Origin of the sequence: Delftia sp. JD2 (assembly GCF_001682645.1) — a bacterium.
GTDB lineage: Bacteria > Pseudomonadota > Gammaproteobacteria > Burkholderiales > Burkholderiaceae_C > Comamonas > Comamonas acidovorans.
The window spans coordinates 73,786-94,456 of sequence record NZ_LFJT01000023.1 but is presented as its reverse complement, the minus strand read 5'-3'; the positions used below and the strand labels follow the sequence as shown (position 1 = coordinate 94,456).

The following is a 20,671-nucleotide window of genomic DNA, read 5'->3' as shown; positions in this document are numbered from 1 at the left end:
CTGACGCGGCTGCTGGCGCCGACCTCGCGCAGCTTCCGGCGCATGGGCAAGATCGTGGGTCGCAGCGACGACATGCTCATCATCCGCGGCGTGAACCTGTTTCCCACGCAGATCGAGGAGATCGTGCTGCAGAACGCCCAGCTGTCGGGCCAGTACCAGCTGGTGGTCACGCGCGACGGCAACCTGGACCGGCTGGCCGTGCGCTGCGAGATGCAGCCGGGCACGCAGGGCGACACCGAGGCGCTGGCACTGTGGGTGCAGCAGCGCATCAAGACCCTGGTCGGCGTGAGCGCCGAGGTCGAGGTGCTGCGGCCCGATTCCATAGAGCGCACCCTGGTGGGCAAGGCCCGCCGCGTGATCGACCACCGCAGCCGCTGAGCGCGCACAGGAGTCCCATGGCCCGAGGCCGATCTTCCGGATACGACGACCAGCGCGAACTGATCCTGGGCCATGCCGCCGCGCTGTTCGCGCGCAGCGGCTACCCCGGCACTTCGATGAACGAGGTGGCCCAGGCCTGCGGCCTGTCCAAGCCCACCATCTACCACTACTTCCGCGACAAGTACGCGCTGCTGGTGGACATCACCGATGGCCACATGACGCGGCTGCAGGCCCTGGTGGACGAAGTGCAGTCCATGGGCCTGCCGCCCGAGCCGCGGCTGCGCATGCTGATCGAGCGCTTCGTGCAGGAGTACGCCCATGCCCGCCATGCCCACCGCGTGCTGACCGAGGACGTGCGCTTCCTGCAGGACGACGACCGCCAGCGCGTGCTGGGCAAGGAGCGCGCCGTGGTCGAGACATTTGCCCAGGCGGTGGCCCAGCTGCGGCCTGACGCCGATGGCGCGGGCCTGTCCAAGGCGCTGGCCATGCTGCTGTTCGGGATGATGAACTGGATGTTCACCTGGCTGCGGCCCGACGGCTCGCTGGACCACGAGGCCATGGCCCCCGTGGTGGCCGACCTGTTCCTCGGAGGCCTGCCGGCCGTGCAGACCCCAGGCAAACCCGGGCATCAAACCGCTGGCAAAAAAATAGTTACCACGGTAAATTGTGGCGCCTGAAGGTGCCACGCCCCATCCAACACAAGGAGACAGACATGAAGCGTTTGACGAAACTGGGCCTGCTGGCCGCGACCCTGGCCACGGTCTGGGGATCGGCCCTGGCCGACATCAATGTGGGCGTGGTGGTCTCGGCCACCGGACCGGCGGCCTCCCTGGGCATTCCCGAAAAGAACACCGTGGCGCTGATGCCGCGCACGGTGGCGGGCCAGAAGGTCAACTACATCATCCTGGACGACGCCTCCGACACCACGGCGGCCGTGGCCAACACGCGCAAGCTGATCAGCGAGAGCAAGGTCGATGTCATCCTGGGCTCCAGCATCACGCCCAACTCGCTGGCCATGGTGGACGTGGTCTCCGAGGCCAAGACGCCCATGATCACGCTGGCGGCCTCGGCCAAGATCGTCGAGCCCGTGGATGCCAAGAAGTTCTGGGTCTTCAAGACGCCCCAGCACGACGCCATGATGGCCGCCGCCATCGGCGAGCACATGGCCAAGGCCGGCATCAAGACCGTGGGCTACATCGGCTTCAACGACGCCTACGGTGAAAGCTGGCTGCAGGAGTTCCGCAAGGTGGCCGAGGCCAAGGGCCTCAAGCTCACCGCCACCGAGGCCTATTCGCGCAGCGATACCTCGGTCACGGGCCAGACGCTCAAGCTCATGTCCGCCAAGCCCGATGCGGTGCTGATCGCAGGCTCGGGCACGCCGGCCGCGCTGCCGCAGAAATCGCTCAAGGAGCGTGGCTACCAGGGCAAGATCTACCAGACCCACGGCGTGGCCAATGCCGACTTCCTGCGCGTGGGCGGCAAGGATGTGGAAGGCACGCTGCTGCCCGCCGGCCCCGTGCTGGTGGCCCACCAGCTGCCCGACAGCAACCCGGTCAAGAAGTCTGCCGTCTCCTATGTGGAGGCCTACGAGGCCGCCAACGGCAAGGGCACGGCATCGACCTTTGGCGCGCATTCCTGGGATGCGGGCCGCGTGCTCGAAGCGGCGATTCCCGCCGCGCTCAAGAAGGCCCAGCCCGGCACGGCCGAGTTCCGCGCCGCCCTGCGCGATGCGCTGGAGCAGACCAAGGACGTGGCCGGCGCCCACGGCATCTTCAACATGACGCCCACCGACCACCTGGGCCTGGACCAGCGCGCGGCCGTCATGGTCAAGATCGAGAACGGCACCTGGAAGTACCAGCCCTGAACCTGCGGGCCTGAGGCCGCAGCGGCTGCCGCACCTGGCGGCGGCCGCTGTGGCGCTCGGCCGCGCCTGCTCGAAAGTCGATCATGGATCTGCAAATCGCCCTGCTGCTGGGGCAGGACGGCATCGTCAACGGCGCCGTCTACGGCCTGATGGCGCTGGCCCTGGTGCTGGTGTTCTCGGTCACCCGCATCATCTTCATTCCGCAGGGCGAGTTCGTCGCCTTCGGCGCGCTCACCCTGGCCATGATGCAGGCCGGCCGCGTGCCCACCACGCTGTGGCTGCTGCTGGCCCTGGCCGCCGCCGTGCTGGTGGTGGACCTGCTGCGCTGGCGCGCGGGCAGCCAGGTGAGCTGGCCCGCCACCTTCCTGTGGTGCCTGGCGCTGCCGGCCATTGCCGTGGCCCTGGCCTGGGGGCTGCGCCCGTCCTCGCTGATGCTGCAGGCGCTGGCCACCCTGGTGCTGATCACGCCGATGGGGCCGCTGCTGTACCGCCTGGCCTACCGGCCGCTGGCCCATGCCTCGGTGCTGATGCTGCTCATCGTCTCGGTGGCCATGCACGGCGTGCTGGTCGGCCTGGGGTTGCTGTTCTTCGGTGCCGAAGGCTCGCGCACCCCCGCGTTTTCCGAGGCGCAGCTGCGCCTGGGCGACATCACGATCTCGGGCCAGTCCCTTGTGGTGGTGGGCGTGACCCTGGTGCTGGTGGCCCTGCTGTTCGTGTTCTTCGAGCGTTCCATGATCGGCAAGGCGCTGCGCGCCACGGCCATCAACCGCGTGGGCGCACGCCTCATGGGCATTCCCACGGCCATGGCCGGCGACGTGAGCTTTGCGCTGGCCGCGCTGATCGGCGCCATCTCCGGCCTGCTGATCGCGCCGCTGACCACGGTGTACTACGACACCGGCTTTCTGATCGGCCTCAAGGGCTTCGTGGCCGCCATCGTGGGCGGGCTGGCCAGCTACCCGCTGGCCCTGGCCGGCGCGCTGCTGGTCGGGTTGCTGGAGGCCTTCTCGTCGTTCTGGGCCAGTGCCTACAAGGAGGTGCTGGTGTTCACGCTGATCATCCCGGTGCTGTGGTGGCGATCGCGCAATAGCCACCATGTGGAGGAAGAAGAATGAGCGCCCCCGTTTCCTCGCAGGCCGCGGCGCCTGCCAAGGCCGCCTCGGGCGGCATCAGCACGCGCGTGCTCACGGTGGCCGCCATTGCGCTGCTGGCCGCGTCCTGGGGCTTTCTGCCTGATTTCACCGTCGTCATCCTCAGCTACATCGGCCTGTTCGCCATGGTGGCCGCAGGCCTGGTGATGCTGACCGGCGTGGGCGGCATGACCTCGTTCGGCCAGGCGGCCTTCGTGGGCATCGGCGCCTATGCCACGGCCTGGGTCTGCACGGCGCCTGCCTCGGTGGCGGCGCTGGGCGGGCTGGTGGGCGCGGCGGGCCTGCCCTGGGTGGGCCTGGCGCTGGGCCTGCTCATCACCTTCGTCGTGGCCTGGCTGCTGGGCGCGGTCACGGTCAAGCTGCAGGGCCACTACCTGCCGCTGTGCACCATCGCCTGGGGGCTGAGCCTGTACTACCTGTTCGGCAACATGGAGTTCCTGGGCGGGCAGACCGGCATCACGGGCATTGCGCCGCTGGTGATCGGCGGCGTCTCGCTGGCCTCGCCGCGCGCCATGGGCGTGGTGATCTGGGCCGTGCTGCTGGTGGCGCTGTGGCTGTTGCACAACCTGCTGGACTCGCGCGAGGGCCGGGCCATCCGCGCGCTGCGCGGCGGCCGCGTCATGGCCGAGTCCATGGGCATCGACACGGCGCACTACCGCGTCAAGCTCTTCGTGCTGGCGGCCCTGCTGGCCACGCTGTCGGGCTGGCTCTACGCCCACATGCAGCGCTTCGTGAGCCCGGCGCCCTTCAACCTCAACGTGGGCATCGAGTACCTGTTCATGGCCGTGGTCGGCGGCGCCGGCCACCTGTGGGGCGCGGTGCTGGGCGCCACGCTGATCACTCTGGTCAAGCAAAAGCTGCAGGACATATTGCCGGCCCTGCTGGGCACCAGCGGCAACTTCGAGGTCATCGTCTTCGGCCTGCTGATGGTGCTGGTGCTGCAGCGCTTTGCAGAAGGCCTGTGGCCCACGCTGCAGGCGCTCACGGCGCGCTGGGTGCGCCGGCCCGTGTCCGATCTGAAGCTGGCGGACGCTGCGCCGCTGGCGCAGCGCGCGCTGCCCGCTACGGGCCAGGTGCTGCTGGCGGCCGAGCATGTGACCAAGCGCTTCGGCGGCCTGGTGGCCAACAACGATGTGGCCATGACGCTCAAGGCCGGCGAGGTGCATGCGCTGATCGGCCCCAACGGCGCGGGCAAGAGCACCTTCTTCAACATGATCTCGGGCGTGGACTCGCCCACCGAGGGCCAGGTGCGCTTCATGGACCAGGCCATGAACGATGCGCCCTCGCGCCGCTTCGCCGCCCTGGGCCTGGGCCGCACCTTCCAGCATGTGCGCCTGCTGGGCCAGCGCAGCGTGCTGGAGAACGTGGCCGTGGGCGCGCACCGGCGTGCGCACCGGGGCTGGCTGGCCTCCATGCTGCGCCTGGACCGGGCCGAGGAGGCCTCGGTGCTGGCCGAGGCGCGCCGCCAGATCGAGCGCTGCGGCCTGGGCGCTTTCGCCGATGTGCCGGCCGCCTCGCTGGCCCTGGGCCAGCAGCGCATCGTGGAGATCGCACGCGCCCTGGCCGGACAGCCTGCGGCCCTGCTGCTGGACGAGCCGGCCGCCGGCCTGCGCCACCTGGAAAAACAGGCCCTGGCCGACCTGCTGCGCCAGCTGCGCGCCGAGGGGCTGGGCATTCTCGTCGTGGAGCACGACATGGAGTTCGTCATGAATCTTGCGGACCGCATCACGGTGCTGGAGTTCGGCACCGTGATCGCCGAAGGCACGCCGGCCCAGATCCAGGTCAACCAGCGCGTGCTGGATGCCTACCTGGGCGGCGGCGACGACGACGAGGCAACCGGAGAGACGGCATGAGCGACATCCTTTTGCAGCTCAAGGGCCTGAGCGTGTCCTACGGTCCCGTGGAGGCCGTGCACCAGGTGGATCTGGATGTGCGCAGCGGCGAGATCGTCACCGTCATCGGCCCCAACGGCGCGGGCAAGACCACGCTGCTGTCGGCCGCCATGGGCCTGCTGCCCTCGCGCGGCGAGATCCATCTGGACGGCAAGCGCATCGCACGCCCCGGCGTCGAGGTCATGGTGGCCAACGGCGTGGCCCTGGTGCCCGAAAAGCGCGAGCTGTTCGGCGAGATGTCGGTGGAAGACAACCTGCTGCTGGGCGGCTTCTCGCGCTGGCGCCGGGGCCTGCGCGACCAGGCGCAGCGCATGGACGAGGTCTTTGCCATCTTCCCGCGCCTGAGGGAGCGGCGCCCGCAGATGGCCTCCACCCTGTCGGGCGGCGAGCGCCAGATGCTGGCCATCGGCCGCGCGCTGATGGCGCGCCCGCGCCTGCTGCTGCTGGACGAGCCCTCGCTGGGCCTGGCGCCGCTGATCGTGCGCGAGGTGCTGCAGGTCGTGGCCGGGCTGCGCGACCACGGCGTCTCGGTGCTGCTGGTCGAGCAGAACGCGCGCGCCGCCCTCAAGGTGGCCGACCGTGCCTACGTGCTGGAGATGGGCGCCGTGGCCCTCAGCGGCGCGGCCAGGGAGCTGCTGCATGACCGGCGCATCATCGATACCTATCTGGGGATGGGGCGCAGTGCGGAGGCGGAGGCGGTGGCCTGAGACGCAACCTCCCGCCACAACGAAAAAGACTGCCGGACCGGCAGCCTTTTTGCATCTGCAGCGTGGCGCTCAATCCAGCTTGATGTTGTTGGCCGAGATCACCCGGCCCCACTTGCTGCGCTCGGCGCGCACGAACTGGCCCATCTGGTCGGCGCTGCCGGGCATGGGCTCCACGCCCATGGCGGCCAGGCGTGCCTTGGTGCGGGTGTCGGCCAGGGCCTGCTGCAGCGACTGGCTGAACTTCTTGACCACCTCGGCCGAGCTGCCCGTGGGCACGACGATGCCCTGCCAGGCATAGCCCTCGAAACCTTTCAGACCCTGCTCCTGCAGCGTGGCGACCTGGGGCAGAACGTCCACGCGGGCGGGGCTGGCCACGCCGATGGCCTTGAGCTTTTTCTCGCTCAGGAAGGGAATGATGGTGGCGCTGTCGGCCCACATGGCGGGAATCTGGCCGCCGACCACGTCCTGCACGGCCGGGGCGGCGCCACGGTAGGGAACATGGGTCATGTTGCTGATGCCCGCCTGTTCGCGGAACAGCTCGCCCACCAGGTGGTGGGGGCTGCCCAGTCCGGCCGAGCCCCAGCTCACGCCGGTCTTTTGCTGTTTGGCCCAGGCCAGGAATTCGGCGAGGTTGGTGGCGGGCACCTCGTTGTTGACCACCAGCAGCATGGGAAAGCGCACCAGCATGCCCACGGGCTTGAAGTCGCGCTCGGCGTTGTAGTTGAGCTTGCTGAACAGGAAGGGGTTGGCCGCCAGCGTGGCGAAGTCGGCCGTGAACATGAGGTTGCCGTGGTCGCGCGAGCGGGCGCTGTACTCGGCCGCGATGTTGGTGCCTGCGCCGGGCTTGTTGTTGATGACGATGACCCGCTCCATGTTGCGGCCCATGGCCTCGGCGATGACGCGGGCGACCACGTCCGAGCCGCCGCCGGCCGCATAGCCCACGACCCATTCCAGGGGCTTGTCCTGTGCCAGGGCGGCAGGCCCTGCGGCCAGGGCCAGGCCCGAGCAGGCCAGTGCGGCCAGAAACTGCTTGCGTTGCATCCTTGTCTCCATGTTGTATGCGGCGCCCTTGTGAGATGTCCAAGGTGTGAGGCGGGCGCCTTTGTGGGGATGGCAGGCCGCCGCACGGGCGGCGGCGCGCGGCTTCAGGCGGCCGCGTGCACCGGGGCGACCGGCGTCACGGCGCCGCGCTCGGCCGGGTCCGCGCCGGCAGGGGCAAGTCCTGCGCTGGCGCGGGCCAGTTCGAGCGCATGCAGCAAGGTGCCCTGGTGGCCGATGTGGTTGGCCAGCAGCAGCACGAGGCGGGCATTGAGGGCATGGCTTTGCGCGGTATCGAGCCCCTGGTGGGTGGCGATCAGGGCTTCGTAGAAATCGTCGCAGGCCTGCAGGTTGGGGTGGGTGGACAGCAGCATGGCGGTCTCCTGTGGATGGGGTGTAAGAGGTTCAGGCCGTGGCGGCGGCGCCGCAGGCTCTTTGCAGCGCGGCGCGCACGCCGGCCTCGTCGGGGCGGCGCCAGCGCGCGCAGACATGCTGGTCAGGCCGCAGCAGGTAGCTGGTGCCGGGGCGTGCATCCAGGCGTTTGGCCGCCAGGCCGCGCGCATCGATGAGGTCGGCGTCTGGCGCATGGGCCTCGCCCTCGGCCGCAATGGACAGGTTGAGCACGCCGGGCAGCGCCTGCGCCCAGGCCGGCGTGGGGCCGAAGTGCAGCAGCGTGAAGTCCGGTCCCAGAGCGCGCAGCAGCCAGGCCGTGCCGTCTGCGCCGGGCCGGCGCATGGGCGCATCGGCCAGCACGGCGCCGGGCAGCTGCGTTCCGTCGAAGGTGTCGGTGTCGGGCGTGTTGAGCGCGGAGCCGTGCAGCGTGGCCGGCACGGACAGCCGCCCGCTGTTGACGATGCGGCGCGCGAATTCATGGTCGCGCGCCAGGTCCAGCACGGCGTCGCGGAACAGGCGGCTGATCTCGCTCTTGGGCGTGATGAAGTCGGTGGCGCGCGTGGAGTTGCGGATGTTCTCGTCGGCCGCGTATTCGCGCTCGGCGCCGTAGGTGGCGATCAGCGAGGCATCGGCCTGGCCGCGCAGCACGCGGTCCAGCTTCCAGGCCAGGTTCTCGGCATCCTGCACGCCGCTGTTGGCGCCGCGTGCGCCAAACGGCGAGACGCCGTGGGCGCTGTCGCCCGCGAAGACCACGCGGCCATGGACGAAGCGGTCCATGCGCAGGCAGGCGAAGGTGTAGACGCTGGCCCATTCCAGCTCGAAGGGCGCGTCCTTGCCCAGCAGGGCGCGGATGCGGGGAATGATGTTCTCGGGCTTTTTCTCTTCCTCGGGGTCCGCGTCCCAGCCCAGCTGGAAGTCGATGCGCCAGACATCGTCGGGCTGGCGGTGCAGCAGCACGCTCTGGCCCGGGTGGAAGGGCGGGTCGAACCAGAACCAGCGCTCGGTGGGGAATTCGGCGTGCATCTTCACGTCGGCGATCAGGAAGCGGTCGCGGAAGATGCGGCCATGGCTTTCCTGGCCCAGCAGGCCACGCAGCGGCGAGCGCGAGCCGTCGCAGGCCAGGACCCATTGCGCATCGATGCGGTAGCTGCCATCGGGCGTCTCCACGGTCAGCAGCGCGCCCTCGGCCTGCGGCTCCAGTGCCGTGACCTTGCTGTGCCAGCGCAGGTCGATCAGCGGCAGCTGCAGTGCGCGCTCGACCAGGTAGGCCTCGGCGTAGTACTGCTGCAGGTTGATGAAGGCCGGACGCTCATGGCCGTCCTCGGGCAGCAGGTCGAAGCGGTACAGCGGCTGGTCCTTGAAGAAGACCTTGCCCAGGTTCCAGGACACGCCCTTGTCCACCATGGGCTGGCCCACGCCCAGGCGGTCCCAGATCTCCAGAGTGCGCTTGGAAAAGCAGATGGCGCGCGAGCCCGTGGACAGCCGGCAGTCGTTGTCCAGCAGCACCACGCGCTGGCCGCGCTGGGCCAGGTCGATGGCCAGCGACAGGCCTACGGGGCCGGCGCCGACGATGACCACGGGATGCCGGGCGGGCGTGTCCGCACCGGCGTCCTGGTCGGCATGGCGCTCGTAGGGGATGTGGATGGACTGTATGTCTGCGCCGCTGCCGCGCAGCGCTTGCAGGGAGATGGCGGGGTGGGACATGGTGTTCGTCCTCTGGCGTGGGCAGTGTGGAAAAAAGGGCGCAGCCATCCCCGCCGGCGCGCCAGGGCGCCGGTTCACGGACGGGTGCGATGGGCGGGCGTGCCGGTGTTCAGGCCCGGACGCCGCCGTGCATCAGCCTTCGAGCGCCAGCCACATCTGGCGGTCGCGCTCGGCGGTCCAGATGCGCGGGTCGGCGTGGCCCGATGCCTCGTCATAGGCGCGGGTCACATCGAAGGGCATGCAGTGGTTGAAGATCACCCACTGGCCGTACTTGGGCTGCAGCTTGGCGAAGGCGGCCTCGTAGACCTTGCGCAGGTCCTGCTGGGCATCGGCGCCGGCCTTGACCTCGGTCCACAGGTCGCTGATGAAGTCGCGCGTGCCGGCCAGGCCGGCCTGCACCTCGGCCGGCGTCTGCAGCGCGGCGCCCCGGCCGGGCACGAGCTTTTCGGGCTGCAGGGCGGCGATGGCGTCCAGCGTGTGCGGCCAGTCCTGGAAGTAGGCGTCGCCCGCATAGGGGGTGGCGCCGAACTCCACCAGGTCGCCGCTGAACAGCACCTTGTCCTGGGGCAGCCAGACCACGGTGTCGCCCTTGGTGTGGCCGCGGCCCAGCTGCAGGATCTGCACTTCCAGCTTTCCCAGCCACAGCGTCATCTTGCCGGTGAAGGTCAGGGTGGGCCAGGTCATGCCGTCGGGCACGCTTTCCACGTTCTGGAACAGGCGCGGGAAGCGGCCGATCTCGCTGGCCTTGTCCTGCTCGCCGCGCTCCACGATGAGGTCATAGGTGTCCTGGCTGGCAATGATGTGCTCGGCGCCTTCCGCGAAGAAGGCCGAGGCGCCCAGCACGCGCACCGCGTGGTAGTGCGACAGCGTGACGTATTTGATGGGCTTGTCGGTGACCTCGCGGATGCGGCGGATCACGTCCTGGGCCATGACGGGCGTGGCCTGGGTGTCGATCACCATCACCGCGTCGTCGCCAATGATGATGCCGGTGTTGGGGTCGCCTTCGGCCGTGTAGGCGTAGGCGTGCTCGGAGAGCTTGTCGAAGCTGACCTGCTTGATTTCGAGGTCGGCGGCGGAGGCAAAGGTCTTGGTGGTCATGGGTATCCTGCTTTTGAGATGGACAAATGCGTTTGTTTTTATCGAATGCCTGAATGCTAGGGAAAAATTCAACATTGAACAATTCATTTGACATAGTGAAAAACCCTCGGAGCCGCAAAACTCGGGTTCCAGCCTTCACAATGCCTGCCATGTCCGATGCCGCCTCCTCCCCGAACGACCCCGTCTTCCCCTCCGACAGCGCCGATGACGAGCCCGCGCGCGGCCCGCGCGGCATCCAGAGCGTGGAGGTCGGCGGCCAGCTGCTCAAGGCGCTGGCGCGCACCGGTCGGCGCATGGCGCTGAAGGATCTGGCGCGCGAGGCCGGCATGACGGCGGCCAAGGCCCACCCCTACCTGGTGAGCTTCTGCAAGCTGGGCCTGATGGAGCAGGACCGCGCCAGCGGCCACTACGGCCTGGGGCCGCTGGCCATACAGATGGGGCTGATCAGCCTGCAGCAGGCCGATCCCGTGCGCCTGGCGATCGCCGAGCTGCCCGCGCTGGCGCAGGAGGTGGGCAGCACGGTGTCGATTGCCATGTGGAGCGGCCAGGGCCCGACCATCATCCGCGTGGAAGAGGGGCCCACCCATGTCTATGTGGCCATGCGCCACGGCACGCCCGCATCGCTGCGCCACACGGCCACGGGAAAGATCTTTGCGGCCTTTGGCGAGCCCGGGCGCATCGCGCCCCTGCTGGACGCGGAAGGCCACAGCCTGGAGGAGCCCGCCTTTGCAAAAGAGCTGGCCGCCATCCGCGCCAGCCGCCTGAGCCGGGTCGAGAACCAGCTGCTGTCAGGCGTGAGCGCGCTGGCCGTGCCGGTGTTCGACGGCTTTGGCCAGTTGGTGCTGGCCATTGCCGCCATCGGCCCTTCGGCCACGCTGGACCTGGACCTGCAAGGCCGGCCGGCCCTGCTGCTGCAGGCCCAGGCGCGCAGCCTGTCCCAGCGCCTGGGAGCGCCGGCCCAGGCCTGAGCCCGTCGCTTGCTGCGGCTCAGTTGGTGAGCAGCAGCTGATCCCGGGCAGGCGCACGCCCTTCCAGCGTGAAGCCGGCCACCGTGCGCGACAGGTGGTGGGCCTGCTCGTTGAGCACGGACGATGCGGCGGTGGACTCCTCCACCAGCGCGGCGTTCTGCTGCGTGGCGCGGTCCATGTCGGCCACGGCCTGGTTGATCTGGCCGATGCCCACGCTCTGCTCGGTCATGGCGCCGTTGATCTCGACAATGATCTGGGAGACGCGCTGGATGCCGTCCACGATCTCGCCCATGGTCTGGCCGGCCGCGCGCACGCGGTCCGTGCCCATGGCCACGCTGGCGCCGGAGGCGTCGATCAGGGTCTTGATCTCCTTGGCGGCCGCCGCGCTGCGGTGGGCCAGGCTGCGCACTTCTGCCGCCACCACGGCAAAGCCCCGGCCCTGCTCACCGGCGCGGGCTGCCTCGACGGCGGCATTGAGCGCCAGGATGTTGGTCTGGAAGGCGATGGCGTCGATGACGCCGATGATCTCGCCGATCTTGGACGAGGCCTTGGAGATGTCGTCCATCGTGCTCACGGCGCTGCCCACCACGTCGCCACCCTTGGTGGCCGAGCTGCTGGCCGACTGGGCCAGGCGCGTGGCCATGGCGGCCGCCTCGGCCGACTGGCGCACATTGGCCGTCAGCTGCGACAGCGAGGCCGAGGTCTCCTGCAGGCTGCTGGCCGAGGACTCGGTGCGGTTGGACAGGTCCAGGTTGCCCAGCTTGATCTCGTCGGTGGCGGTCTTCATGGACTCCACGCCGTTGCGCACATCCTTGAGCACGGTGCCGATCTGCTCGACGAAGCCGTTGAAGGACGAGGCGATCTGCGCCACTTCGTCATTGCCCGACACCGGCAGGCGCTGCGTCAGGTCGCCGCCGCCCGAGCCGATCTTGTCCATGGCGTCGCGCACCTGCGACAGGCGCCGGAAGGACTGGGCCGTCAGCGCCGCCGCCACGGCCGTGGCCAGGCAGGCCAGCAGCACGATGGCGATGGCAAGCGTCTTGAGCACGCTTTGCAGTCCGGTCGTGGCCTCGGCCTTGTCCAGCGCCACCACCAGCAGCCAGTCCGTGCCCTGCACTGGGCGGGCCTTGAGCAGCTTGGCGCTGCCGCCCAGGTTCACTTCCAGCGGCGCCGTGGCGCTGGCCAGCGCGGTCAGCGCAGCCGGCGTGAGCAGCTCGGAGAGGTCGGAGGTGGGCTTGAGCAGCAGCTTGGCATCGGCATGCGCCAGCACCTGGCCGTCACGGCTGACCACAAAGCCCAGGCTGCCGGGCGTGGGGCGGATGGCCGAGACCACCTCGCGCACGCCCTCCAGCGGCACGGCACCGCTGATCACGCCCTGCAGCGCGCCGCCGCGCAGCATGGGCGCCACGAAGGCCACATAGGGCACGCCCGTGGTGGAGTCGCCATAGGGCTTGGTCAGCGTCAGCTTGCCGGCCTGCACGGCGCTCTTGTACCAGGGGCGGGCCGTGGGGTCGTAGTCGGGCGGGGTGCTGGTGGTGGACTTGTAGGTCTTGTCCTGCCAGCCCACCGTGGTGATGGGGAAGCCGCTGGCCTGGCCCATGTGGGCGGCAAAGCCCTGCGGGTCGCCATGCTCGATCACGGCGGCGGCGGCGCTGACGGCGCGTGCCTTGGAGGCCACCCACTGGTCGATGGCCATGGTGTTGCCTGCGGTGATGGCATCCAGATCCTGTTCGATGGTCTGGAACGTGCTGCCGCGGACGATGTGGTACGTGGCAGCCCCCGTGATGGCAAGGGCGCCGACCACGGTGGCTGTGCTGATGGCAAGAATCTTGGAGCGAAGGGTCTGGAGCATGGCGCGGCAAGGGAAGACTGAGGACTCCGCAAGCCGCGATGGCCGGGCATGCGGCCCTGTCATTAACGCACAATTTGTTTCATTCTTGACGACATGCCAACCCTGGGATGGCGTGCACCAACTTGCGCGCAACACCTGTCATAGAGGCATTTGCTGCAATGCACCATTGCAGTGCGGTGTGACATGTTGCTGTAACGCAACCGTCGCGGGACTTTCATGGCGGCTTTCCACAATGGCGGCACGCAGGCAAACCGAGTGGCACAGGCAGGTCACCGACTGCGTCCAACATGACGAGGAAGGCGGGCATATGGACGTTCTGGACACCCTTCGCAACGCGGCGATCGACGTCGCCAAGCCCCCGCTTTCCGCGCTTCTCCAGCCACCCCAGGCCGCAGACAAACCGCTGCGGCTGGACGTGCGCTGGGCCCGGCACCTTGACGAAGTGCGACAGGTGCAGCGCCTGCGCCACGCGGTGTTCGCCGCCGAGATGGGCGCGGTGCTGCAGACGCCGCTGGCCGGGCACGACATCGACGCCTTCGACGATTTCTGCGAGCACCTGATGGTCTGCGATGCCGACCGGGGCGTGGTGATCGGCACCTACCGCCTGCTCACCCCCACCCAGGCGCTGCGCGCCGGGGGCCTGTACTCCGACCAGGAATTCGACCTCGCCCCGCTGCACGCCTGGCGCCCGCGCATGGTGGAGCTGGGCCGCAGCTGCGTGCATGCGTCGCACCGCCAGGGCGGTGTGATCCTGGCGCTGTGGGGCGCCCTGGCCGAATTCATGCAGCGCAACCAGCTGGACGCCATGGTCGGCTGCGCCAGCATTCCCATGCAGTACCCGGGCCTGGCCCACGGCGAGGGCCCGGCGCGCGTCTGGCAGCAACTGCGCCAGACCCATCTGGCCGAGCCCGAGCTGCAGGTGCGTCCCCGCGTGGCCCTGCCCGAGGAGTTGGCATCGGTCAGCACCAGCGGCATGAGCGTGGAGCCGCCCGCGCTGATCCAGGGCTATCTGCGCACGGGGGCCAAGGTGCTGGGCGCGCCGGCCTGGGACAGCGACTTCAACACGGCAGACCTGCCCATCATGATGCGCATGCAGGACCTGCCTTCGCGCTACATGCGCCTGTTCACGCGGCGCGGCTGAGGCCGTCCCGGCGCTTGGGGGGAATCGGGGGATTTTCGGAAAGAGAGGGCGGATCCGGCTTCTTGTGCAGTGAGCCGGACCGTGATGTGCATCACAGGGCTGTCACAAAGACCGTGCATGATGCTGGATGTGGGCTGAAGCAGACACCCGGACGGAGGCAGGTAACCTGCACCGGACTGACCGGGCCTTGGTCCACGCCAATTGCAGGCCGCAGCCTTTCAGGGGCTGCGGCCTTTTTCATGGGCAATTCCTGAGCTACCGGGCAGCGGCTGGGGCATCGGCCAGCAGGCGCTGGTGTTCGATCTTCACGCAGCGGTCCTGCACGGTCCACAGGCCGGCGGCGCGGGCCAGTTCCAGGGCTTTGTCGTTGACCACGCCCAATTGCAGCCACAGGCAGCGCGCGCCGATGGCAATCGCCTCGGCGGCCAGCGGCGGGATGTCCTCGCTCTTTCGGAAGCAATCGACCATGTCGATGCGCAGGCCCTGTGCGGCCAGTGCGGCCGCAGCGTCGGCCAGGCTGGCATGGACGGGCTCGCCCAGGATGCGTCCGCCTTCGCGTGCCACCACGGGGTTCACGGGAACGATGCGGTAGCCGTGGCGCTGCATGTACTGCGAGGCCTGGTGGCTGGGCCGGTCGGGCTGCGGCGACAGGCCGACCACGGCCAGGGTGCGGCACTGCACGAGGATGTCACGCAGGCGGGAGTCTGTGGCTGTATCACTCATGCGCCGCAGTGTACGCAGCGCATGCGGATCAGGCCGGCTGCACTGTCGCGGCCGCAGCATGGCGGCGGCGCAGCACCAGGCCCCAGGCCAGGCCCAGCACGGCGGCCGTGGCCGAGGCCATCAGCACCCCCAGCTTGGCGGCATTGAGCAGGGCCTCGCTGTCAAAGGCCAGCGTGGCGATGAAGATGGCCATGGTGAAGCCAATGCCGGCCAGCAGGCCGGCCAGCAGCGTGTCGCTCCAGCCCATGCCTGGCGGCAGCGCGCACATCCGCAGGCGCACGGCCAGCCAGCAGCTGAGCAGCACGCCCAGCGGCTTGCCCAGCACCAGGGCCAGGGCCACGCCCCACATCACGGCCGAAGTGCCCGCCACATCAATGCCAGCGGTGCCCGCGCCCTGCAGCGGCACGCCGGCATTGGCCAGCGCAAACAGCGGCATCACGCCAAAGGCGACCCAGGGATGCAGGTCCGCCTGCACACGCTCCACGGGCGCTGCGCTTTCGCGGCCTGCCAGTGCGTGCACGGGCGTCACCAGACCCAGCACCACACCGGCCAGCGTGGGATGGGCGCCGGTCTGCCAGATGCCCCACCAGAGCACGGCGCCCGGCAGCACATAGGCCCAGGCGCGGCGCACGCCCAGCGACTGCAGCAGGAACACGCCGGCCAGGCCGGCGGCGGCCACCAGCAGCTGGCTCCACTGCAGCCCGCCCGAATAGAACAGCGCAATGATGAGCACGGCCACCAGGTCGTCGATGATGGCCAGCGCCAGCAGGAACACGCGCAGCGCGGGCGGCAGGCCCCGGCCCAGCAGGGCCAGCACGCCCATGGCAAAGGCGATGTCGGTGGCCGTGGGCACGGCCCAGCCATTGCGTAGCGGCGGCGCGGCATTGAAGGCCAGGAAGATCAGGGCCGGCGCCACCACGCCGCCCAGCGCGGCCATCACGGGCAGCAGCGCCTGGCGCGGCTGGGCCAGTGCGCCGGAATGCATCTCGCGGCGTATCTCCATGCCGACCACGAGAAAGAACACGCTCATCAGCGCATCGTTGACCCAGAAATGGAGGGATTGCGACAGCTGCCACGGGCCCAGGCCCACGCTCAGCGGCGTGTGCCACAGCGCCTCATAGGAGCCGGCCCAGCCGGAGTTCGCCCAGAGCAGGGCGGCGGCCGCTGCCAGCAGCAGCACGATGCCGCCCGCGGCCTCGGCATGGGACCAGCGGGAGAGGAACGCGCCGACGCGATCGGCGAAAGACAGGAAAAGGGGCGTGCGCGGGCCGGACGGCCGCAGGGTCGTGTAGGTGTTCATGTGCAAAGCAGCAAAGGGGCCTTGCGGCCCCGGTGCGCAGGCGGCCCGACCTGCGCTATCAACACCTGTCCTGCCGCCCCATGCGGTCTGGACACCCAGCGGCCATTATAAAAGAAGCCCCCACTCCCTTTGCTGCGCAAGGTCCGCTGCCCCCCGAGGGGGCCGCTTTTTGCCTTGGGGCGGCCCGGCGGCAAAAAATCGGTGGCCGGGACGCTTGCGCAAGACCCTGCGGATTCAGGGCCTGGGCGGCTCATTGCGCGCAACGCATTCGGCCAGCAGCCCCAGCGAGGACAGCGCAATCATGAAGACCAGGAACACATAGGCCGCCGTTGCCACGCCCAGGCTCATGCTGAAGCCCCATTGCAGCACCGAGCAGGCCATGCCGGTCTGCGGGTACATCGCCGTGCACTGCGATGCGGCGGGCATGTGCACGTACCAGGTGACGGCGATGAACATGGCGCCCGCCACCATGGCGGCATTGCCCCAGGGATGGGTCTGCGGGTGGTAGAGCGCATAGATCAGCGCCACGGGAACGGCCAGGCCCCAGGCGAACATCATCAGCCAGCTGAACACCGGCGAGACCGCCAGGATGGACTGCAGCCATCCCATCTTGGGCAATCCGTTGACGAAGCCTAGCAGGTCCCAGACAAACGGCAGGACGATCCCCGCCACGGCCAGGCTGGCAAGCCCCAGCGCCAGCAGCAATCCCTTGCCGCGTGAACGATGGTGCACCCCCGAAGGGTGCGAATGGGTGATCAGTGCATGCATGGCCCACCTCCTGTGTCGTGCAGGGCGGGCAGTTGCCGCGCGGGCGGGTCTCCGGAGTCGGGCGGCAGCCGCGGCGCCTAGCGTTCGGATTGCGGTATTCCCCGGATGCATCCAGTCTAGGACGGCGTGCGCTGCAACAAATGTAGGCCTGGGACCTACCCAAAATCGGGGTTTGTCCCAGGAGGTCGTGCCGTCAAAGCGCGGCCAATGCCCCCAGTACCTCGCTCTTCGATAGCAGCTCGCTGAGCACCACCGGGGGCTTGCCCGGCGCATGCAGCACATAGACGGGCACGCCGCTGCGGCCCAGTTGCTGCAGCGCAGCGGTGATGGCCGGGTCGCGCCGCGTCCAGTCGGCGCGCAGCAGGGTCACGCCGTGCTTGTCGAAGGCGGCCAGCACCTCTTCATGGTTGAGCGTGGTGCGCTTGTTGACCTGGCAGGTCACGCACCAGGCGGCCGTGTAGTCCACGAACACGGGCTTGCCCGCCGCCTGCAGCTCGGCCACGCGGGCGGCTGACCAGGGCTGCCAGCGCTCGCCTGCAGCGTACACCGTGCCCGTGCCCTCCGCCTGGGCAGGCGTGGTGATCAGGGGCGCGGTGGTGGCCAGCAGCGCGCCTGCCAGCACCACGGCCAGCGTGGCCAGCACGGCGCGCGTGCGGCCCTTGAGCGTCAGCGTCCAGACCAGGGCGCTGAAGGCCAGCAGCAGGGCCAGCAGCGCGGTGGCGGCGTCGATGCCGCTTTGGTGCCCCAGCACCCAGACCAGCCAGACCACGGTGGCGAACATGGGGAAGGCCATGGCGCGGCGGAAGGTATCCATCCAGGCGCCCGGACGCGGCAGCCAGCGCACCACGGCGGGGACGAAGCTGGCCAGCAGATAGGGCAGGGCCATGCCCAGGCCCAGGGCGGCGAACACCGTCAGCGCCTGCAGGGCCGGCATGTCGATGGCAAAGCCCAGCGAGGCGCCCATGAACGGCGCCGTGCAGGGCGAGGCAATGGCCACGGCCAGCACGCCGGACAGAAAGGCATCGGCCACCGGATGGCGCGCATGGGCCGCAGCCCAGCGGCCGGGCAGCATGGAGCCGAACTCGAACAGGCCTGCCAGGTTCAGCCCCAGCAGCGTGAACAGGGCTGCCAGCAAGGCCACGATGGCCGGCGACTGCAGTTGAAAGCCCCAGCCCAGCTGCTCGCCCGCCGCGCGCAGCGCCAGCAGCAGTCCGCCCAGGGCCAGAAAGGACAGGACCACGCCGGCCGTATAGGCCAGCCCGCCCAGGCGCTGGGCGCGGCGGTCCTGTCCATGGCGTGCAAAGCCCAGGATCTTGATGGCCAGCACCGGGAAGACGCAGGGCATGAGGTTCAGGATCAGTCCACCCACCAGACCACCGAGCAGGGCCATCCACAGGCTGGTGGCGCTGGCAGCAGGCGCAGCGGCCTGGTTGGCCGCCAGGGCAGCGGCCAGTGCGGGGGAAACGCTGGCCATGGCGGCAGCCGTCCAGCGGCCCTCGACCGGGGCCTCGGCGCGCCAGGCCACGGGCTGGCCCTGCTCCAGCGCTGCGGCGCGCTCGGCGGGTGGCAGGGCCAGAACCACGGGCAGCTTGGCCGGAGTGTCGCCGCGCATGTCGGACAGGGGCAGATCGGCCACCCAGGCCGCGCCGTCCCAGCGCTGCTGCCAGTCCTTGCCCAGTTCTGCCGCGTGGTGGAAGGTGTCGGAAGATTCGGGATAGAAGTCCAGCGTGCGGCTCTGCAGGGATTCCGGCAGGCCCTCGATGCGCAGCTGCACGCGCTCGTCGGGCGTCCTGCCTTGTGCGGCTGGCTGGCTGGCCGGCACCACCTTGGCCTGGGCTGGCGCAGACAGTGCCTGGGGCTTGAGCGCCCAGGCCTGGGTGAAGGCCTGTCCCTGGCCTGCCGTGCTGCCCTGCACGGGCAGCTGCAGCTGGAAATCGCCTTCCTCGGGAATGCACTCCACGCGGCAGACCAGCCAGTTCGCATGCAGGCGCAGGTCCAGCATGCCGGACGCGGGCGGCTTGAAGTCGGCGGCCACCTGCACGGGCACGGGCAGCAGCACCTGGCCCTCATAGCCGTAGTTGAGCAGGGGGCCCACGCGCAGCGCCTCGGGCACGGGCCACTGGATCTCGCCAGCCGTCAGGCCTGCAGGCAGCTGCCAGTTCAGCTCGGTGGCCAGGCCGGAGTCACCGGCGTTCTTCCAATAGGTATGCCATTCGGGCTGGTGGGTGATCAGCAGGCCCAGCCACAGCGTCTGTCCGGGTTGAACGCCTTCGGGTGCCTGGGCCACGAGCTCGGCCCGCACGCGTGGCGTGTCCACGGCCGCGGCCGCCCCGCTGCCGGTCTTCAGGCGCAGCTGCGCGCCGGCAGGGGTGGCAAGCAGGCTGGCGGCGGCAAGGAAAAAGGCGAGGAGCCAGAAGGCGAGGTGCTGGGGGGCAGTGTGGCGAAGAGGTGGTTGGTGCGGCATGGCGGACTGTGGGAGCCAGGGGCATGGTCTTTGGTTCCCCCGGCTGCAGGCTGCGATGGTAGCGGGCCGTCCAGAGAGATCGCCTGTGGCCGGCTGCAGGACGATTGGCAAAAGATATCGTTGCATAGGCGCTTGGTATTGGACAGGCAATATGTCCGTTGCCCATCATGGACCGGCCACCCATCCGGGATAGAGCAACACAAGGAGACAAGCCATGCAGGAGACATCTCGCCGCCACTTCCTGGCCGCTGGCGCGGCAGCGGCCGCAGCCTGGGGACTGCCGCAGCACGCAAGCGCGGCCGCTGCCTATCCCGACAAGTCAGTGCGCGTGATCGTGCCCTTTCCTGCCGGTGGCACCACCGACGTGGTGGCGCGGCTGGCCATGCAAAAGCTCGGGGAGCTGACCGGCCAGTCCTTCTTGGTGGACAACAAGGGCGGTGCCAACGGCGTCATCGGCACGGAACTGGCCGCCCGCGCCGCGCCTGACGGCTACACCCTGCTGATGAACACGGCCGGCGCGCAGACCCTGAGCCCCGTGCTCTACAAGACCAGCTACGAGGCGCTGTCCAGCTTCGAGCCCATCAGCCATCTGTGCGACGTGGGCTTCGTCCTCATCGCACGCAAGGACCTGCCCGTGAACAGCCTCCAGGAGCTGGTCGCCATGGCCAAACAGGGCAAGCCGTTGAGCGTGTCCTCGGGCAGCAGCATGATTTCGCTGATCACCGAGCAGTTCAAGAAGGTGATTGGCGCGCCGGGCATCGTCAACGCCCAGTACAAGGGCACGGCGCCGCAGATGCAGGCCGTGGTGGCGGGCGAGGTGGATTTCTCGTTCGACTCCTTCACCTCGGTGGAGATGATCCGCACGGGCAAGGTCAAGGCGCTGGCCGTGCTGCTGCCCCAGCGCGCCGAAGTCTTTCCCCAGGTGCCCACCATCAAGGAGGCCGGCGTGGACGGCATGGGCTTCAGCTCCTGGTCGGGCCTGCTGGCGCCCAAGGGCACGCCCCGCGACATCGTGGCCCAGCTCGCGCAGCAGATGGACAAGGTCATGCAGATGCCCGACGTGCTGGCCAAGCTGCGCAGCTACAGCTATGTGCCGCGCCGGGGAACGCCCGAGGAGTTCGCGCGGCTGATCGAGTCGGACAACGAGCGCTGGAAACGCATCGTCAAGGAATCCAACTTCAAGGCCGAGTGAGGAGGGCTCCGGCAGCCCATGGATGGCCCTAATATCGGGCC

The 20,671-nt window shown here is 69.2% G+C and carries 17 protein-coding genes and 1 pseudogene; 9 read left to right on the top strand and 9 right to left on the bottom strand.

Annotated features, from left to right (window positions below; all coding sequences use genetic code 11):
* The 6 genes and pseudogenes from ACM14_RS14745 to ACM14_RS14720 form a co-directional block, all read left to right on the top strand.
* Positions 1-378: pseudogene (locus tag ACM14_RS14745) on the top strand (phenylacetate--CoA ligase); the annotation flags it as partial.
* 17 nt (positions 379-395) lie between these two features.
* On the top strand, positions 396-1,055 hold the full coding sequence (locus ACM14_RS14740) for a TetR/AcrR family transcriptional regulator (RefSeq protein ID WP_063327653.1): 660 nt from the start codon (positions 396-398) through the stop codon (positions 1,053-1,055).
* A gap of 35 nt (positions 1,056-1,090) precedes the next feature.
* A complete protein-coding gene (locus tag ACM14_RS14735) occupies positions 1,091-2,242 on the top strand; it encodes an ABC transporter substrate-binding protein (RefSeq protein WP_012202504.1) in 1,152 nt (383 codons plus the stop codon).
* Positions 2,243-2,325: 83 nt separating this feature from the next.
* On the top strand, positions 2,326-3,354 hold the full coding sequence (locus tag ACM14_RS14730) for a branched-chain amino acid ABC transporter permease (RefSeq protein WP_012202505.1): 1,029 nt from the start codon (positions 2,326-2,328) through the stop codon (positions 3,352-3,354).
* Positions 3,351-5,243 carry an ATP-binding cassette domain-containing protein gene (locus ACM14_RS14725; protein ID WP_012202506.1) on the top strand — a complete coding sequence of 631 codons (1,893 nt, stop codon included), beginning with the start codon at positions 3,351-3,353 and terminating at the stop codon, positions 5,241-5,243. The genes ACM14_RS14730 and ACM14_RS14725 overlap by 4 nt, the downstream gene beginning before the upstream one ends.
* Entirely contained in the window at positions 5,240-5,989 is a 750-nt protein-coding gene (locus tag ACM14_RS14720) for an ABC transporter ATP-binding protein (protein WP_065346537.1), read from the top strand. The genes ACM14_RS14725 and ACM14_RS14720 overlap by 4 nt, the downstream gene beginning before the upstream one ends.
* Before the next feature lie 69 nt (positions 5,990-6,058).
* On the opposite strand, the gene ACM14_RS14715 is transcribed toward ACM14_RS14720, so the two are convergent.
* The 4 genes from ACM14_RS14715 to ACM14_RS14700 form a co-directional block, all read right to left on the bottom strand.
* Positions 6,059-7,030, bottom strand: coding sequence for a tripartite tricarboxylate transporter substrate binding protein (locus tag ACM14_RS14715; RefSeq protein ID WP_065346536.1), 972 nt, complete (start codon positions 7,028-7,030; stop codon positions 6,059-6,061).
* Between the two features lie 104 nt (positions 7,031-7,134).
* Entirely contained in the window at positions 7,135-7,401 is a 267-nt protein-coding gene (locus ACM14_RS14710; protein WP_013800326.1) for a DUF2783 domain-containing protein, read from the bottom strand.
* Positions 7,402-7,432: 31 nt separating this feature from the next.
* Positions 7,433-9,124, bottom strand: a complete 1,692-nt coding sequence (locus tag ACM14_RS14705; RefSeq protein WP_065346535.1) for an FAD-dependent oxidoreductase — start codon at positions 9,122-9,124, stop codon at positions 7,433-7,435.
* Between the two features lie 132 nt (positions 9,125-9,256).
* Entirely contained in the window at positions 9,257-10,222 is a 966-nt protein-coding gene (locus ACM14_RS14700; RefSeq protein ID WP_013800328.1) for an MBL fold metallo-hydrolase, read from the bottom strand.
* Between the two features lie 149 nt (positions 10,223-10,371).
* On the opposite strand from ACM14_RS14700, the gene ACM14_RS14695 reads away from it, so the two are divergent.
* Positions 10,372-11,190: an IclR family transcriptional regulator gene (locus tag ACM14_RS14695; protein WP_174549409.1), complete on the top strand. Its 819-nt coding sequence runs from the start codon at positions 10,372-10,374 to the stop codon at positions 11,188-11,190.
* A gap of 19 nt (positions 11,191-11,209) precedes the next feature.
* Here the strand turns inward: ACM14_RS14695 and ACM14_RS14690 are convergent, their stop codons facing one another.
* Positions 11,210-13,042: a methyl-accepting chemotaxis protein gene (locus ACM14_RS14690; RefSeq protein WP_063327651.1), complete on the bottom strand. Its 1,833-nt coding sequence runs from the start codon at positions 13,040-13,042 to the stop codon at positions 11,210-11,212.
* A 307-nt stretch (positions 13,043-13,349) separates the two neighbouring features.
* Here ACM14_RS14690 and ACM14_RS14685 point away from each other — a divergent pair, with 307 nt between their 5' ends.
* Positions 13,350-14,183, top strand: a complete 834-nt coding sequence (locus tag ACM14_RS14685; RefSeq protein ID WP_065346541.1) for a GNAT family N-acetyltransferase — start codon at positions 13,350-13,352, stop codon at positions 14,181-14,183.
* Between the two features lie 255 nt (positions 14,184-14,438).
* Here the strand turns inward: ACM14_RS14685 and ACM14_RS14680 are convergent, their stop codons facing one another.
* The 4 genes from ACM14_RS14680 to ACM14_RS14665 form a co-directional block, all read right to left on the bottom strand.
* Positions 14,439-14,906 (bottom strand): CoA-binding protein, encoded by a 468-nt coding sequence (locus ACM14_RS14680; RefSeq protein WP_065346540.1) that lies wholly within the window; start codon positions 14,904-14,906, stop codon positions 14,439-14,441.
* 28 nt (positions 14,907-14,934) lie between these two features.
* On the bottom strand, positions 14,935-16,206 hold the full coding sequence (gene nhaA, locus ACM14_RS14675; protein WP_065346534.1) for a Na+/H+ antiporter NhaA: 1,272 nt from the start codon (positions 16,204-16,206) through the stop codon (positions 14,935-14,937).
* 234 nt (positions 16,207-16,440) lie between these two features.
* Positions 16,441-16,974 carry a hypothetical protein gene (locus ACM14_RS14670; RefSeq protein ID WP_013800334.1) on the bottom strand — a complete coding sequence of 178 codons (534 nt, stop codon included), beginning with the start codon at positions 16,972-16,974 and terminating at the stop codon, positions 16,441-16,443.
* Between the two features lie 193 nt (positions 16,975-17,167).
* A complete protein-coding gene (locus ACM14_RS14665; protein ID WP_065346533.1) occupies positions 17,168-19,438 on the bottom strand; it encodes a protein-disulfide reductase DsbD in 2,271 nt (756 codons plus the stop codon).
* A 214-nt stretch (positions 19,439-19,652) separates the two neighbouring features.
* Between ACM14_RS14665 and ACM14_RS14660 the strand changes: the two genes are divergently transcribed.
* A complete protein-coding gene (locus ACM14_RS14660) occupies positions 19,653-20,630 on the top strand; it encodes a tripartite tricarboxylate transporter substrate binding protein (RefSeq protein ID WP_065346532.1) in 978 nt (325 codons plus the stop codon).
* Positions 20,631-20,671 lie beyond the last annotated feature (41 nt).